The organism is Serratia sp. JSRIV001 (assembly GCF_019968745.1).
Taxonomy (GTDB): domain Bacteria; phylum Pseudomonadota; class Gammaproteobacteria; order Enterobacterales; family Enterobacteriaceae; genus Chania; species Chania fonticola_B.
Map to the genome: position 1 here is coordinate 3,424,679 of NZ_CP074147.1, position 17,017 is coordinate 3,441,695.

Annotated in this window: 13 protein-coding genes and 1 pseudogene; 2 read left to right on the plus strand and 12 right to left on the minus strand. The window is 54.9% G+C overall.

Annotated features, from left to right (window positions below; genetic code table 11):
* Window positions 1-13: 13 nt before the first annotated feature.
* The 10 genes from KGP17_RS15870 to tssB all read right to left on the minus strand — a co-directional run bounded on the left by KGP17_RS15870 (window position 14) and on the right by tssB (window position 14,228).
* A complete protein-coding gene (locus KGP17_RS15870) occupies window positions 14-526 on the minus strand; it encodes a hypothetical protein (RefSeq protein WP_223497934.1) in 513 nt (170 codons plus the stop codon).
* A complete protein-coding gene (locus KGP17_RS15875) occupies window positions 513-2,708 on the minus strand; it encodes a M23 family metallopeptidase (RefSeq protein WP_223497935.1) in 2,196 nt (731 codons plus the stop codon). The genes KGP17_RS15870 and KGP17_RS15875 overlap by 14 nt, the downstream gene beginning before the upstream one ends.
* Window positions 2,709-2,723: 15 nt before the next feature.
* Complete coding sequence (gene vgrG, locus KGP17_RS15880; protein ID WP_223497936.1) at window positions 2,724-5,072, minus strand: type VI secretion system Vgr family protein; 2,349 nt, start codon at window positions 5,070-5,072, stop codon at window positions 2,724-2,726.
* Window positions 5,069-7,717 (minus strand): type VI secretion system ATPase TssH, encoded by a 2,649-nt coding sequence (gene tssH, locus KGP17_RS15885; protein WP_223497937.1) that lies wholly within the window; start codon window positions 7,715-7,717, stop codon window positions 5,069-5,071. The genes vgrG and tssH overlap by 4 nt, the downstream gene beginning before the upstream one ends.
* Before the next feature lie 159 nt (window positions 7,718-7,876).
* Window positions 7,877-8,368, minus strand: coding sequence for an Hcp family type VI secretion system effector (locus tag KGP17_RS15890; RefSeq protein ID WP_223497938.1), 492 nt, complete (start codon window positions 8,366-8,368; stop codon window positions 7,877-7,879).
* Between the two features lie 3 nt (window positions 8,369-8,371).
* On the minus strand, window positions 8,372-10,096 hold the full coding sequence (locus KGP17_RS15895) for an OmpA family protein (RefSeq protein ID WP_223497939.1): 1,725 nt from the start codon (window positions 10,094-10,096) through the stop codon (window positions 8,372-8,374).
* On the minus strand, window positions 10,093-10,782 hold the full coding sequence (gene tssL / locus KGP17_RS15900; protein WP_223497940.1) for a type VI secretion system protein TssL, short form: 690 nt from the start codon (window positions 10,780-10,782) through the stop codon (window positions 10,093-10,095). Before tssL ends, KGP17_RS15895 begins: the two co-directional genes overlap by 4 nt.
* Window positions 10,779-12,131 carry a type VI secretion system baseplate subunit TssK gene (tssK, locus tag KGP17_RS15905; protein ID WP_223497941.1) on the minus strand — a complete coding sequence of 451 codons (1,353 nt, stop codon included), beginning with the start codon at window positions 12,129-12,131 and terminating at the stop codon, window positions 10,779-10,781. The genes tssL and tssK overlap by 4 nt, the downstream gene beginning before the upstream one ends.
* A gap of 11 nt (window positions 12,132-12,142) precedes the next feature.
* Entirely contained in the window at window positions 12,143-13,708 is a 1,566-nt protein-coding gene (gene tssC, locus KGP17_RS15910) for a type VI secretion system contractile sheath large subunit (RefSeq protein WP_223497942.1), read from the minus strand.
* Between the two features lie 22 nt (window positions 13,709-13,730).
* Window positions 13,731-14,228 carry a type VI secretion system contractile sheath small subunit gene (gene tssB / locus KGP17_RS15915; protein ID WP_223497943.1) on the minus strand — a complete coding sequence of 166 codons (498 nt, stop codon included), beginning with the start codon at window positions 14,226-14,228 and terminating at the stop codon, window positions 13,731-13,733.
* Window positions 14,229-14,561: 333 nt separating this feature from the next.
* On the opposite strand from tssB, the pseudogene KGP17_RS15920 reads away from it, so the two are divergent.
* A pseudogene (locus KGP17_RS15920) lies at window positions 14,562-14,798 on the plus strand (transposase domain-containing protein); the annotation flags it as partial.
* Window positions 14,799-14,928: 130 nt separating this feature from the next.
* The gene (locus KGP17_RS15925; RefSeq protein WP_223497944.1) at window positions 14,929-15,561 is read left to right on the plus strand and encodes a DUF2913 family protein; all 633 of its coding nucleotides are present in this window, start codon (window positions 14,929-14,931) and stop codon (window positions 15,559-15,561) included.
* A gap of 289 nt (window positions 15,562-15,850) precedes the next feature.
* Here KGP17_RS15925 and KGP17_RS15930 read toward each other — a convergent pair whose 3' ends face one another.
* The gene (locus tag KGP17_RS15930) at window positions 15,851-16,093 is read right to left on the minus strand and encodes a DinI-like family protein (RefSeq protein ID WP_223497945.1); all 243 of its coding nucleotides are present in this window, start codon (window positions 16,091-16,093) and stop codon (window positions 15,851-15,853) included.
* 123 nt (window positions 16,094-16,216) lie between these two features.
* Entirely contained in the window at window positions 16,217-16,882 is a 666-nt protein-coding gene (locus KGP17_RS15935) for a DNA-binding protein (RefSeq protein WP_223497946.1), read from the minus strand.
* Window positions 16,883-17,017: the final 135 nt, after the last annotated feature.

The following is a 17,017-nucleotide window of genomic DNA, read 5'->3' on the forward strand; positions in this document are numbered from 1 at the left end:
TATTTCCCTACCCTTAATTTTCATATTTATCATATTTCCAGCCTTTATCTTTTACGCATTGTTCGAAAAGGCCATGAGCATCAGGAACAAAATCTTGCGGCACTGTAGCCACCCCCCCCGTATTAGTATTGATAATGAAACCAGGGTCACTACCAATATATGCCTCATCAGATTTCGTTAAAAAGTCAACATCAAAAACTCCCTTACTAAAACCAATCTTCTTCAAAATTTTTTGTTTTGATAAATCAAATAAAATCACAGTACTATCCTGCGGGTTACTCTCATTAATTTTTATAGGGTGTCCCCATAAAATCAATCTATCCCCAGAGCAATTAATATTATAACCTGTCAAATTTACATCTGTTTTAAGGTAAAGATACCTCCCTAGATTTTTAATTTTAACATCGCTATTTCCCGACTTATCAACAGTAAGTGCAAAGGCGAAACTATAACCTAAAAAATAACATATTGACATTAACGCTAAACATGAAATTATAATGTTTTTCCTCATATCAATTAATCCCATCCATTAATACTTTAGATATCCTAACAGTATGATTCCATCGTTCCACATCAGCATTATGCCCACCATTAATAGAGTATGTCACAGATCTTGAATGTTCAAAACTAACACCACCTTCAATAATAGCTTTATTAATTGATAAAAATTTATTAGGCCTAGCTCCCGCAGTCCAATACCAACCACCAGCATCAATGCAGTTGTAATTATTTAAAGATAATGCCTGAGGTTCTGAAATTACAGGTGCTTTACTGACTCTTGTTGGATTCCACCACTGCTCAACAAACCCTTTATATGTCATCTTGTATTTCATTATATCAATCCATCCTCTGTACCCCCAATATTTACTATAATTTTCCCTACCCGTTAACTGCTTCATACCTCGCCCTCTAAACTTAGGACCATCACCTGACTCAATATTACCTAGACGACCATTTAGATAATCAAGATATCCTCCTGTAGGTGGATTATAATATCCATCAATTTCACTACCAAAGCTGGGGTGAGATGGATTCTTACTAAAGCTAGCTGCACCTTCAATCATCAGAACAAGCATATATGACTCAACCGCTCCCTGTCCAAAAAAATGAGACTTCCTTGTGGGAGTGACAATTAGATATTTTTCCAAAGCTTTATTAATTATACTACGGTAATTTTCTCGTACAGAGTCCGGTGTTTTACTTATTTTTTTCAAAATAGTTACAGGGTATATATTATCTGGATATATTAATGCCAACTCATTTTTTGAGTTCCAATTACACTTCCTAAAATGCGTAATAAACTGCCGTGGCTCAAAGTGCCAGACCAGCCCAGAGGGTAAACCCAACGCATCGGTGTTAAAGCATAAGGCTTTGATATGCGCTATCAACGCATTCCAGTCTTTTTCCGCCAGACTGACCTGCGCAGCAGCCAGTTCAAACTCAGCAGAGACAGGGGGTGAAAAACCCGCCACCGTATCAGGCTTGGTACACAAGACTTCATTCGCTTTTTCAATATCAACACTCACGTCTGTCAGCGCCGATTTCAACCAACCATAACGCGCCTCCGCCGTTACTTCATTCCATTCCAGCGGAAAATGACAAATCGTTCGACTCAGTTCATCGCGCGTTCGGCACATCACACTCAGCGAATTGCATTGGCTGTTAGTATCGGTATCGTCGTCGACAAGCAGCCACCCCATCCAGTGCGGAAAATCTCCGTCGCCGAACTTTTTGATTTCACTGGCCGCCAGATTGACCCAGCCTTTACCTCCCGGATAGTTGACGGTACGCCACAACGGCGCGTTGGCTGGCACCAGAGTTTCATGTTCGGTATTAATCACCCGCCCAAAACGCAATAACTCATAACCGGCACTCGGGCTGTCCGGATATAAATCAAGCGTGGTTTTATAAAGATTATATTCATAATCCGCCCCATCCGCGTTAACCAACACGTCCCCCACTTCCGTATAGCCGCTTTTCGGCGCGGGGGCTTTCTGCCGGGTAGTCATGCTGCAACTGCCTTTATCAAAACGCATGGTCACAAACAGCGGTTCGCTACTTCTATACAGTGCGTTTTCTCTCGGCGTTAACCCGTTATTCGCCGGCCTCGCTGGGTAAAATGGCGTACCGGTAGGCAGATAAAAGTGCATATCACCGTAGACCGCATCCGTGCGCCCATCCTTGCTCAGATCCAGCTCCGGCGTCGTGCGCCCCACCAGTTTTGGCAGATTGGCATCATCGCAAAATATCTGGAAGTGAATACCATTTCGACCATCAATCTTTCCCACCTGGCCCAGTGGGTCTTTGCGATAAACCCTGGCTCCCTGTTTTACCTCACTTTTGATACTCCCCATGTGCATATACAGGGAGTAATACTCGACTTTACCAGCCTCACCGCTGCCTATTTCAGTCTCATGCTTGAGCAAGACGTAGCCAAAATCAGTCCCCCCGTTGTAGTTCAACGGCGGTTTATCCCGTTTTTCCTGACTGGGTTGACGCAACGAGATCACCATACCATCCGCAATCGCACGTATATATTCCACGTTGCTGCCAATATCGCTGTGCACCAAATGCACACCACCGTGCCAGGCATGACGGCTGTTAAGCGGATAATTGCGCTGGACATCAATCGGGATCATCCGTTCTACCCAATCGGCATCGCTTTCTGAACTGTTTTGGTCACGTAATCTCGGAGGACTGATAATCATTGTTCTGTACCTTAATCAAGAAAATAATGAACGTACTGCAGGGTCTGTAACCCTGTCTGACAGGGTCGGGGGCTCTACGCTTTGTGTGGCCGCACCGCTGTAACCAAAGTGCGCACTCTTTACCAGATAATCGCCCGCCGTTCCCGACTCAATCTTGTTCGCATCCAGTGTGATATAACTGCCCCCCGCGTTCAGCGTGATCTTCTTTTTTGCGGTGATCTGGATTTCATCTTCGGTACTGGTGATAGTAATGGCCTTGCGGGCCAGTAACTCGAACAGGTCGTTCTGCGCCTGTACGGTGATCGGCCCCTGATTGGCAATCAACTTCATCCCCAGCTTGCGCACAAAAACGCTCAGGGTATTCCCCACACCGATAAAGAAGTTTTTGGCTACGCTGACATCCGCATTTTTACCCGCCGTGGCGATCAGGTTCTGATTAGCTGACAGTTGCAGATGTTCACCACTGGTCAGGGCAATCCCTTTGGGGGCGCTCAACAGTAAAACCGCGGCTTTTAATTCATTCAGGTTTTGCTGCAACAAATGAATTTGTGCCTGCACGTCTGCCGGGTTGGCGCTGGCACTTTGCGCATCTGTTGAAATACCCCGCATCTGGTCTTGGGTGCGGTTCAAGAGGTTGATGGCCGGTTGCATCTCCAGCACCTTGCCCTGTGCCTTGGCCTGCCCATCGGCGCTGATAAATATCCCTTTCTCCGCGCGTATCGCCCCAAACAGGTCGGTGCGCAGCTCAAAGCCTTCCCCCCGCTGCTGCTTTTCGCTGTCGACCAGATGCCCCAGGTTAAGCTGGCTCTTACCGCCGAATTCCGTGCTGACCTTGATATGCTCGCGGCCTTTCTCATCGCTCAGCCGGATCTTGTTATTCCGTGGGGTCCTCAGGACGTTGCGCTTGTAGTTGCGGATAGTCACAGGGTCGCTGTGCGCCGAGTCATGCAAGGCGTGCGCAATGTAAGGCCTATCCGGATTGCCACCTTCAAACGCTATCGCCACTTCGGTTCCAGCCAACAGCGGCAGGTGCAGGCCGTAGGCGTCTCCCGCGTAGGGGCGAGCTTGCCGAACCCACAGGCTTTCATACCCCTGCTCCCAGGTGTCGCGGTCAAACAGCATGTTGACCCGGTAACGTCCCTCTTTGTCGATATGGCTGTAAGGGTCGTTGGCGGTGGTGCTGGTCACCCGTGCAGGCAAGGTGCCCGCCATGGTGGGCTTGCTGATGAGCGCCGGGCGAAAACAGTAATCCTCCGAATAGGGTATCGCGTCAAACGCTACCTCAAAGCTGCGGTCACGGCGGGCGGAACTGCGGGTACGCACGATAATCACGCCTTGGGTAAAGGCCGGGGGGGCATGTGGACCAGTGACTTTCAGCTCTAACCCTGGTACCAGGCTGGCGGTATTGGCAACACCGGAGAAGCCTGTCTGGTTGTTCAGGTAGCGCTCATGACGCAGACGAGCATAAAAAGCCCCGCTTTCCGGCTCCGGGTCACGCCCTTCACTGCCTGCCGTCAGGTAGTTGTCCGCGTAGTGATACGCTTCACCGTAGGTGGTGGCGTCACCGCGGGTCACATCCACCTGGCTGCTCAGGTCTGCAATGGCGGTGCGGTAGTTGTAATCGTGGGTGCTGACCGATTTCTCCACCACCTGGTGGCTGCTGGATAAATCCCACACCGATTCAACACCGCTGTCATGCATGCCGGACGGGGGCACTGCCTGCAGGGTAAGTCCCTGCGAGTAATGCTGCTGGTCATCGTAAAACTCCACCACGTCAATGTTAAGCTTGGGGTCGGCGGTAAAACGGAACCAGATACCTACCTCCGCCAGCAAGCGGGTGATAAAGGTCAGGTCGTCTTCGCCATACTGCATCACCTGTTCACGGCGAGGGTATTCGTTAACCAGCGTAAAGACAAAATCCTGACCGCGCATGTCGTGGCGCTCGCGCAGGATTTTCTCCACAATGCCCGGCACCGAGATGTCCTGATAGATACAGTTCTGGTGGCTGCGCGACAGCAGAGCCAAACGCGGTTGCAGGCAAACTTCATAACGGCTTTCATCTTTCGAGGTAGAAAGGTGCTTAAAACCCGTGATGATGCCTTGAATGACGCGCTGCGGCTGTTGGATAGCCACGCCAAACGCCTTCACCACCGTGGCTTGCAGGGTGAGCGAGGCATCCTGCATCAACATCGTCGCCGGGCCGATATGCTGCTCGCTGCTGCTGAATTCGATGGCATAGCAGAAGGGGGCGCTCAGGGCTTCTTCCGCGCCAAAACCGACCACATCCAGCGGGGCCTTGTTGCCGCGAACCGTCAGTTTATGGTGGCTGTGGTCGAAGGCGATAGCAGGGATTTTGTCACTCATTGCTCTTCTCCGTTAAATTCCAGCACAATGCCGTCTTCTTCATCCCAGCCCAGTGTCAGGGTCTTGGGCGTCTGCTTCGCCGCCATATAAGTCAGTAACTGCTGGCTCAGCACCGGCAATATCTGCTGGTTGAGCAGGCTGTCGACATTACGCGCACCGGTATCCGGCAGCAGACAGGCGGCAGTCAGTGCGTCATACAGACTGTCGCCTATGTGGGCCGTGAGCCCGTAGTGGCGTTGCAGGCGTTGACTGACCTGATGCAATTTCATCTGTACGATGGTGCGCATCGCTTCCTGCGCCAGTGGGCGGTATATCACGGTCTGGAAGCGGGCCAGCAACGCAGGCTGGAAGTGGTCCCGCAGTACCGGGCGCAGCAGGTCGTGCAGGTCGCCTTCGGTGGCCTCGGGCTGTTCATTCAGCAACTGCATCAGCGAGTCACTGCCCAGGTTCGAGGTCATCAGGATCACCGTGTTGCGAAAATCAATCTCACGCCCTTCACCGTCGCGCATAAAGCCGCGGTCAAACACCTGATAGAACAGGTTCATCACATCCCGGTGGGCTTTTTCCACTTCGTCCAGCAGCACCACGCTGTAGGGGCGTTTGCGCACCGCCTCGGTGAGGATGCCGCCCTGGCCGTAACCGACGTAGCCCGGCGGTGAGCCTTTGAGTTGGCTGACGGTGTGGGGTTCCTGGTATTCGGAGAGGTTGATGGTGATCAGCGATTTCTCCCCGCCGTACAGCACGTCTGCCAGCGCCAGCGCGGTTTCAGTTTTGCCGACACCGCTGGGGCCAACCAGCAGGAACACCCCTTGCGGGCCGTTCTCCGGTGTCAGGCCGGTTTTGGCGGCACGCAGCCGTTGGGCGATGGCATTCAGCGCCTTAGCCTGGCCAACCACGCGGGTGGCCAGCGGGTGTTCAAGCGTCAGCAGGTCGCTCTGTTCGTCCTTCATCAACGACGAGAGTGGCACCCCGGTCCAGTCGGCAATCACCGTGGCCACCGTCCGAGGGTCGACATCCAGTGACAGCAACGGCATTGAGCCCTGCAGGGTAATCAACTGCTGCCGCAGTGCCACCACCTCCGCCGACCGGTTCGGATCCTGCCGTACTACCAGAAGCTGTTGCGCCAGGGTGCGTTCCTGTTCGTAACGGTGTTCCAGGGCGTGTTGCTCGCACAACAAGACCTCAATACGGTCACTGATGTCCGCCAGTCGCGTCGGTTCGGTGTCGGCACACAGTTGGTTATCGGTTTCTATCGCCTGCTGTTCCAGTTGCAACGCCGCCCGCTCGGCCCTGACCTGCATCAACACCTCCGGTTCCGTATCCAGTCCCATGCGCACCCGCGCGCTGGCGGTATCGAGCAGGTCTATCGCCTTGTCGGGCAGTTGGCGACCGGTCAGGTAACGGCGCGACAGCGTGACCGCCGCCTTTACCGCGTCATCGGTAATATGGACACCATGATGCTCGGCATAGCGCGATTTCAGCCCGCGCAGCATCAGACAGGCGGTGTCGTCGTCCGGCTCGTCCACTTTCACCATTTGGAAGCGGCGCTCGAGGGCGACGTCACGTTCAAAGTACTGTTTGTATTCGCTCCAGGTGGTAGCCGCAAGGGTGCGCAGTTCGCCGCGTGCCAGCGCCGGTTTGAGCAGGTTGGCCGCATCCGCGCCACCGGCCTGATTACCGGCACCGATGAGCGTGTGGGCTTCGTCGATAAACAGCAGCACCGGGGTCGGCGAGTGTTGCACTGCCTCGATGACGTTTTTCAGCCGCTGTTCAAACTCGCCTTTGACGCCCGCCCCGGCTTGCAGCAGGCCGAGATCGAGCGTGCGGAGGCTGACGGTTTTCAGGCTGTCCGGCACGTTGCCCTCAGCAATGCGCAGCGCCAGCCCTTCCACCAGGGCGGTTTTCCCCACGCCCGGTTCACCGACCAGTATCGGGTTGTTTTTGCGGCGACGGGAGAGGATATCCACCATCTGGCGGATCTCGGTGTCGCGCCCGAACACCGGGTCGATCTGCCCGGCTCTGGCTTTGGCGGTGACGTCGAGGGTGTATTTATCCAGCGCGGCCTGCAGGGCTTCGCTCAAGGTGTGACCCGCGAGGTTAATGCTGTCGCTGTCGGCAGTGGGTTCAGTGAGCGAGGAACTGGGTAGATTGAGGCTGGCCTGTTGTTGCCGTTCGGGGCGTTCTTCCGATTGGTTGTCGAGCAGCGGGCGCAGGCGCTCAAGCTGGCTGGCGGTGAGGGTGAGGAGCGGCCAGATGCCGTCACATTGCACCAGTGTGGGGGTTTCCAGCAGGGCGGTTAATAGATGTTGACTGCGGATCTGGTCATCACCGGCCAGGCTGGCGGTCAGCCAGGCCTGTTTCAGCAACGTTTCCAGTGAGGCCGAGAGTGCCGGGCGGCTGCGCACCGAGCGGGGGTGGTCGTCCAGCCAGCCGAGTAACGCCTGCCAGACGGCATCCATATTCCACTCATAACGGCGGGCCAGCACGGTGAGGTCGCCTTCGCCCTGCTCCAGCAGTTTCAGCAGCCAGTGTTCCGGGGTGATCTGGGCATGGGCACGGGTCTGACACAGCGAGGCCGCGCCTTCCAGCGCACGGGCGCAATAAGGGTTCAAACGGCGCAACAAAACAGCAGATTGACTTTCCATATCGATTCTCTCTTGAGGGTGTTCAGGTTCGGGCACGCTACCGCCCTTCGCTGTCAACCAAAGCGCATAAGGTCGTAGAGGCAGGGTTCGGATTTTTTCATAGCACCCGCACGCAGGCACTGTGAAAAAAGCAGACGACAGCGCCGTCTGCAGTCTGTATTACGCGGTAGTACGCTCGTTCCAGGAATCGGAATGAATGATGTTGCCGTCTTTGTAGGTCCAGGTGATTTTTTCGTAACGCAGTTCGATGGCTTCGAGGTGGTTATGCTTCTCTTTGGCCGGGTCTTTGACGTCGTGCATTTTTGGCGCAACTTTCACCAGTTTGACGTTTTCCAGTTTGGTGTTGAAATACTCCACTTCCTGGCCCGCGTCGTTGATGCGATACCATTTGAACTCGGCGGATTTCAGGGTCTGGCCGGTGGTCACCGCCTTGTACAGGTACGGGCTGGACGCATCGATTTCCTTGGTGAACAGGAACGGGGTGTGGATACGGGTGCCCGTCAGTTTGCCGGTGTTGTTGTCGGTCGGGATATACAGGTTGTGCTCCTGAGCCACCACTTCGATGCTGCCTTCACGGTCTTTCACATCGACGGAGCCTTTGATGTCGGCACCGCCGTCGTCCTTCAGCCACAGATAAACAGGAATTGCCATGGGTTACTTCTCCATTTTTTGAGTGAGTGCGTCGTCCTTAGCCGATAACGCGGGGGGAGAGTCTGCTACCTGGCAGGCATCTGCCTGCGGTACCAGACTGATTTCAACACGGCGGTTGGCCGCACGGCCTGCCTCCGTGTCATTGTTTACCACCGGGCGGCTTGCGCCATACCCCTGAACGGCAAAACAGGTGGGCGACACGTCGCTGGTGTGTAACATCCAGTCACGCACCGCTTCGGCCCGTTTGAGTGAGAGCTGCTGGTTGGTCTGTGCATCGCCGGTGCTGTCGGTGTGCCCCGTTGCTACAATCAACCAGCCCGGTTTGGCTTTGATGTTGAGCAGCGCACTGACCAGGACCTTGGTTGAGCCGGGTTTGAGCACCGCTTTGCCGGTGTCAAACAGCGAGAGGCTGTCGAGGCGCACGGTGTGTAGAACAGACTCGGCAATGGGGGCTGTCGGGGAGGTCAACGGCGGAACATAGCGTTTGATCGCCGCCAGTAGCGGCTGACGCAGGCGTTCACCTTGGTACAGTCCCAGACTCAGGCGCAGGGGTTCACCGTTGCGGAACCCGTCATTGAGCTGTGCCGCATGTTGCCGCAATATCTCAACCGCCTTGGCTTTTGCGAGGGGATCTTTCGCATCCACACTGTCGTAATAGCGAATATCGAAGACGATACGGTGCAGTAATTGCTGGTTGTGCCACGCGCTGCTGCATAAGGCCAGCACGACAGCCCCCGTCAGCAAGGTCACTGCATGGCGCAATGTGCGCTGGCGTGACGATACACCGCCGCCGACCGGAAGATCGGCAAAGATAAAATCAGGTAGTCGCACAGTGTCTTCTGCGGCTTGCGCCGGATGCCAGCCCGCCACTTGCGTCAGGGCGGTATGGGTCACCAGCCACTGCTGCCAGAGAGAGGCAGGTTTGAGGCCCGGTAACCCGGCGACGTGATGCAGGAGCACCTGTTGTGGGACGATGCAGGCAACGTCGTCATGACGGGCTTGCAATACCGGTAGCACCTGTGCCTGTAGCCACTCATGGTGGTGGCGGAACAGCACGGTCTGTTGCACCCGCTCCGCCTGTTGGCTATTGCTGCCTTGGCGTTGCCAGTAGGCCAGGGGTTCCGGCAGGGTGAGAGTCGGCCATACGGTAACGGGCTTCGCCTGCTGTTGGGAGAGCCACTGAGGGGCATTAGCGAGGCAGGTCGCCACCGTACTGCACAACAGGACCGGTAACGTGCAAGAGGTCTCTCGGCGCAGTTGCATCCGTTGCCAGCGTAATTCATGTAACACCGTGGTGAGTGTGCGTTCGTCCGTCTGTTGCTGTGGGTTGACCGAAACCATCACGGCCAACTGTGCTGCCCACGCGGGGCGTCGCCACAGCAGTTGCCGCGTAAACGGGCTCAGTTGGCTGATGTCATCCACCCGTAACCAGCATCCCTGAGCGCCCTGGTGCAGGTTGCCGCTGCCAAACAGCGAGGCCAGGCCGTCACCACAGACCAGCACCACGGGCAAGCGGTAACTCTCGGGCGGTAGTCCGTCGAGCCGGGTGTCGTTCAATGCCGCACTCGGCTGGCGGCCCGTTCGCCAGATGCCGACAGCACCGGTCAACATCACGAGCAAGAAGGCTATCCAGCGCCAGGGGGGGGAGAGAGGCAGGAAAAACAGGCAGAGGATGCTGGCCAATAAGCCAGCCCATAGCCATAGACCCCATCGCCACCGTGGACTCATGATGCTGACCCAGGCAATAAGGTCGACAGCAGGCCAGACAGCCAATGGTCTAGCCCCCACCACAATAATACCACGGCCAGCCCGGCCAGCCCCACGCGCACCGGCCAGTGACGCAGCCACGCGTCAAGGTGGTTGCGGGACGTCGCGTTCGCCAGCACCGGGCGTGACGACGCAAAGCCGAACTCCGGGACCCGGGCGGAGAGCTGTTCGACCAGTTGTTCACGTTCCGTCACCGCCAATGAGCGATAGCCGCCCAAAAAACCCAGCATCAACACACGGTGAAAACAGGTCAGTACCGCACTGTCCGGTGCCGCTTCACGCAACACGGTACGCATCCGCTCATAGAGCTGATCGCCCGCGTTCAAGGTGCTGAAAAAATGGGCCTGTAGCGGGAAGTCGCACCACCTGAAGTAGGCATCATCCTGCACGTCACGCCCTTTGACGGTTTCATCCAGCACCGCACATTGGGCATACATGATGTGCTGGCAGTTTTGCGCGCTAACACCGGCGTCGGTTAACGTCTGATGAACGTGTTCGATACGGTCAACGCAGCGCTGCCAGAACCTCTCCCCGTCGCCTTCCTCGCAGGCTATGCCCTGACGCAGGCTGATCACCTGTAACCAGGTATCCTCTAATAGGGCATCAATATCCACGCACGGGGTGGGTCTCTTTATCGATTGGCTCATGCGCGCAACACCGCAAACAGTTCAAGCTGAATGTCACCCAGTGTACCCGGCACGTAGAACACGCAGGTGCCAGAGGCCATCATCTGCTTCGCGGCGGGGTGGTTGAGATCGAGGGAAAAATACTGATTCTCCAGCCGCAATGGCATCGCCGCCGGAACATGGCTCAATGGGCACAGTGGTATACCGCTCAACGACACGTTCACCACCTTGCCGACATCATCTGATGCTCCGACCTTACACAATTGCGGGAACTGGCTTTGCAACTGTGCCGCAGGGAGCGAAGAACGCACGGAGAGGTAGAGGTCCACCTCTTCACGCAAGCGCGGATCATGCAGTGAAGCACGCCACTGGTTGATACGCGGCTCATGCAGCAGCTCAATCGCCAGCACCCGTGAAGGCAGGCTCACTTCCAGCAGCAGATTCAGCAAACTAAACAGGGGCGGGAATACAGCCGTCAGGCGATCATGCTGATAGGCTGGAATGGCGGTGATGTCATGTTCCAGAGAAAAGGTCAGCAGGCTTCCTGCTAATCTGGCCAGTTCCTGATACAGCCGCTCAGGGTGTACCTGTGGATAGCGCTGAAAGTTTCCCAGCACCGGCTCGGCGCCGTTCAGGGCATTGAGTAACCAGAACAGCGAGACATCGGCCACGGCAAAGTCGGCCATACGCGCATTGCTTTCACGGCGCATCCCCATCAAACGCTGTAAGCGCGCCCGCAACTGCACCATCAGAATGTCCAGGCGTTCACCGCACCAGCGACTGGCCTGCAGGCTCAGCAACGGAGGAATGAAGTTGGCATCCAGCGCCCAGCGACCCTGCGCATCCTGCAGTAATCGGGCGACCGGACAGACCTGATAATCGCCATTTTCCTGGGTATCCAGACGCAGCGTCAGCTCATGCGTCATGACGGCGATCTGTTTCTTATCGTCACCATACTGGTTTTGCACGTCACGCCAGGCCTGACGATAGCGTACCGGGCGTTCGGCACGCTCATCGGGCTGCAGACAGTTACCGCCGTTGGCATAGCACTGGGGCATGGCAAGCATGACAAGAGTTTCAGTCGCGGCAGCAGGAAGGCAGGCAGCCAGTGTCAACGTCGGTGGCAGTAAATCGGCACACTCCGTGTCGATCAATACCCCGTCCTGAAAACGGACATGCAGACGTTCCGCTTTCAGACGTCCCTGAGCCAGCGCCTCCGGTTCAAACGTGGCGTGAAGCACGCCCCACGGATGGAGGATGCCCATCTGCGCCACACATTCGTTGGTCCAGGCCTCCAGCGAGGCCTGTTGCTGGAACTGTTGCGGGGATACCAGGACCCCGCGAGTCCATAACGGACGATAGATTTTCATCGCGTATCCACTTATGCCTTAGCCTTCGGCATTTGTGATACCAGCGACAAGTCCACGTCCATGCCTTCCACCTGGAAGTGCGGTACGGCATACAGCTTGACGCGGAAGAAGCCCGGGTTGTCTTCGATGTCTTCCACCGTCACCTTGGCGTCACGCAGTGGGTGAGAAGCCTGCAGGTCATCGCCCGGATCGGTCATCTCGGTCACCAGCCCGCGTACCCAGGTGTTCAGCTCCAGCTCCAGCACACGGCGATCTTTGGTGGTGCCGATGTTCTCGCGCTGAATGACCTTGAGGTAGTGGGCTATGCGGGACAGCAGGAACAGGTACGGCAGGCGCGCATTGATGCGGCTGTTGGCCGTCGCCTCCGGCGTGTCATACAGTGCCGGTTTTTGTGCCGAGTTGGCGGAGAAGAAGCAGGCGTAGTCGCGGTTTTTGTAGTACGACAGCGGAATGAAGCCCAGGTTGGCAAACTCGAACTCGCGGGTTTCCGGGATCATCACTTCAGACGGGATCTTCACCTGGTTGCCGGTACCCAGATCGTACAGGTGGATAGGCAGGTCCTGCACCGCACCACCCGCCTGTGGGCCACGGATTTGCACACACCAGCCGTTCTGGATGAAGCTCTTAACCATGTTGGCCGCAAAGGCGAACGAGGCGTTGGTCCACAGGTATTTCTCGTGGTCCGGGCCTTTCACCTCTTCGATGTAGTTGAAGCTGCGCACTGGCACGGTGTCCGGGCCATACGGCAAACGACCCAGCACGCGCGGCATCACCAGGCCGATATAGCGGCTGTCGTCCGTTTCGCGGAAGCTCTTCCACTTGATGTATTCGGCGCGGTCAAAGTAGTTGCCAATGTCTTTGATCGCGGCAACGTCTTCCATCGACTCCTTGAGGAAAAATCGTGGCCCCGCAGAGCCGATGAATGGCATGTGGGCAGCCGCAGACACTTTTGATATACTGCGCATCAGCGCCACGTCCTGAGCAGACGCATCAAACTCGTAAGCAGAAATCACCGCACCAATCGGCTCACCGCCCGGCGAATCATACTCTGAAACATATGTCTGAAGATAAAGACCGCTCTGGCTAATCTCCGGGGCATCTTCAAAATCCTGACGCAAGTCTTCTTTGGAAATATCCAGTAATTCGATTTTGACGTTCTGACGGAAATCGGTTTTATCGACCAGTGACTTCACGCCTCTCCACAACGACTCTACCCGCTGAAAATCAGTGTGGTGCATCACCGCATCCAGTTGACGGCTGATTTGTTCGTCCAGGGTAGCGATATGGTGGTCAAGCAGGGTTTTGTCCAACTTGTCGACTTGGGTGCCAGATTGTTTCAGGCGTTCCAGGAACACCTGCATCGCGGCGGTGACTCGCTCATCGGCGCTGGCATCGGACATCGCCTGGTTATCCTGCCAGATGTTGAGGTCACTCAGGTGAGTAACCGGGCTGAGGTTGATTTTTTCAAACAGGGTGGCATACACGCCCTGCGCGGCAGGGGCTTCTTTTTCCGGCATGGTTTCTAACGCCGTGGCGTGAGCGCCCGCAGAGGTATTTTCTTGTACAGACATCAGCATCTCCTTTATCATTCCAGGGCCATTAACGGTCTTGTGGGGCTAACGCCGCCAGTTCAGCACGCAGTTCATCACTCAGCGCCTCATCGCGCAGGATGGCTTCGAGCGCCTGTTTGAAGGTGCGGTTGTCCAGCAGGTTGGATTTAAGGTCACGCAGCAGGTTGCGCATCGCCAACATGGCACGCAGTTGCGGGATTTGACGAGCTACCTGTTCAGGCTCAAAATCTTTCATGCTGCTGAAACTGAGGTTGACGGCGGTGTCGTTGCCATCATTGGCGAGGGTGTCAGGCACCGAGAGGGCTAATGTAGGTTGTAACTCTTTCAAAATACTATCGAAATTATTTTTATTGACATCTATCTTGCTTCGTTCTGATAATGGCCGGTGTTCCTGCCCATTACTGTAATCACCCACCGCCAATAATTTCAACGGTAATTCAATTTTCTTCTGTGCGCCCCCGACATGCAGGTCCAATTTAATATTAACGCGTGCTTTCGGTACTTCATTTTGGTAGGAATTATTCATCTGTTCTCCAGGCGTTCAGAAAAAGTAAATCTGAAATATGCACAGGCAATCTGAGGTCAATACAGAACGACGGGATATATCAGATACGCTACAACTACAACTACAACTACAACTACAACTACAACTACATCAGTCAGATGTGGCACAAACACCCTAGAACAACGGGCGAAAAATGCAAAACATGGCCCACTAGAAAAACGTGGCACCGGAAGTCAGTGTAAAGCCGAAAAATGCAGAAATTTCAGATACGCATGTGATTTTTTAATATAACAAACAGGTTTTTACATAATCAATTTTTATTAATGTGTTTTATTGGACATTATTAATTCAGGTAACATCGCAGAGAATGCTTTGCGGATGGTGAGTCTGGGGCGCAAGAACTTCCTGTTCTTCGGCTCGGATCACGAAGGTGAGCGAGGGGCGTTGCTGTACAGCTTGCTGGGGACATGTCGCCTGAATGGCGTCGATCCGGAGCATTATCTCCGTCATGTGCTGAATGTGATCGCCGACTGGCCGATAAACCGGGTCAGTGAGCTACTGCCGTGGCGTATAACACTGCCAACAGAATAACTTACCCGACCCAGTCAATACGGCCTTTGTTGGAGGCTTACTTGCAATTTATGGTGCCAGTGTGTAAAAAATCGTACCGCCCACCTCAATGCAGGGAGTCAGGGCACTTTTTTCATTTGCGGAGTGGCCGTTGAGTACAGAGATTTCTTCCCATGAAACAGCGCGTCTCGCCTGGTGCGCGTTGGTGGCGTTACGTCTGGCACAGCAAGAGGGGCGGGCACAGTCTGAACTGCAACAGCATCTTTTCCTGATGCAGTGGCCGACCGCAGCCCAGAAGCAGAAGCGTTTCCCCAAGTCCGTGGCTTCGGATGTAAGCTGGCTGCTGGCTCTGGGCAAGAAATACGGTTTTGCGGCCAAGCTCCCCCACAAGCTGGACTACCTGTACCGCTCGACCAGCGGCGTGCTGGCACAGCAAAATGATTTATTCCGGCTGACCTACTGCATCGAAACCCTCAAAGCGATCGGCTGGCGTAACGAGTTGGTTTTACCCAAAGAATGGGCAGAGCTTGAATTAACGCCGGAGACAAACCGCACAGTCTATGCGGTCAAAGCGTTACTGGAAAGCAGCTACAGTGATGCCGGAGAATTGCTGACGCCGATGGCGCTGCGCTTTGCTGGCGATATCAGTGCGGTACCTGAGCTATTGGAACAATGTCACCTGCCCTATCAACGCGATCCTGACGTCAACGGGCTGGCGGTCGTGACGCTGTTACCCGTACCATGCCGCTCGCCAGGGATTGCTGGTGCTGGTTCTTTGTGCTGATGATGTCTCTAGTTCAAAGATCGTTGCCCATCGTGAATGCTGCCTGCAATTGGTAGAGTTAAAAACCGTGTACCGTCGGCACTGGCATCGATTTAATACTGGCCGTTAGTGAACCATATCACACCGCATTGTCAGCCGTAGGGGATAGCCTGTTTTTTTAGGCTGTTGGCTGTCAAACCGCGTCGAATATTGACCAGGAGGCAGACCAGTTGCACCGTTTGGAAAGGTGAACGCTGTGGGGCGCTCACAGTGCTGCTGCCCACAATCCCTGCTGTCCGTGGTCAATGAGCTAATCTGGCTGGAACCACTCATCCGCTGTTTCCCACGTTTCTTGCAAGATCGCTTCAACACATTCTCGGTCTGCCGGAGTTCCCCCACGTACCGATAACCCATTCATCCTGGCTAAACGCACGGTGGCCTCGACGGCTGAAAATTGGCGGCGTAGACGCGTATTCAGTTCAACGGCCAGGGTAGATGCTGCACCGTCTGGCCACTTTTTCTTTTTATCGAGCCTCACTTCAACATACAGCATCACGCCTCCCTCAGACCACTGAACAATGTACCCTGGTCACTCAGCATAACCGCCCCAAGGCCGGAGAAGCTGTTTCTACGGTGCGACAACCTGAAGCGGCTAATTATTTACAGACCTGTCCCGTCAATCAATTATAGGCTCTGGTTGAATCGCTGACAGGTACGACTCGCGTTGATACGCAGCAACGGTTCTCTGTGTTCCGGTCAGTGTGTCAACAACCTCAACCTCTGACGTGGCAATCGCCATGCCGGATTGTCTCAGTTTTAAAACATCGGCGGCGATACGCTGGAGCCCCAGCCAGAAAAGACCATCCAGCGCATTGACTTGTAAACCGGCCTCCAACGCTAACCGGAGACGTTCGCGGGGCGCTTTGGTTTGCCTGGCTATCTGCTGGTAGGGAACGGCTGTAGCCCCCTTGACCTGCACTCGGCGAATACGGCTTGAAAGACGATAGCGGAATGCATCGGGCACATCACTCAAATCAGCCCCCAGACTGTAAACCTGCCCCCGGCTTTTGCCGTTCATCACGGCGGTTTTCTGGCCAAGTTGTAAGTCATCACGCAATCGGTCGATTAGCTGGGGGGTGCGGATGAGCAATAATCGAAAGGGCAGTTCAAAGCTCGTGACATAATCCACATTCAGCAACGCGATACGCAAACGTTCCGTACTCCCCGCATGAACCTCGCGGCATTCTTGAATGACTTCAGCCCACTGCTGCCTGATGCGTGGCGTCTCGTCGATTTCCGCGAAGCTGTATTTTTCAACCTGATACTCAATACGTTCAATCATGCAGGTTTCCCGTCAGCGCCCCTCGTTCACTTTAGCAATGACCAACAATAACCGGAAGCCAATTTACAGGGAACAGTGCCCCCCTAAACGGCACATTCCTATCGTCAGACTCCAGCGGTGTACTCCGATGCTGCA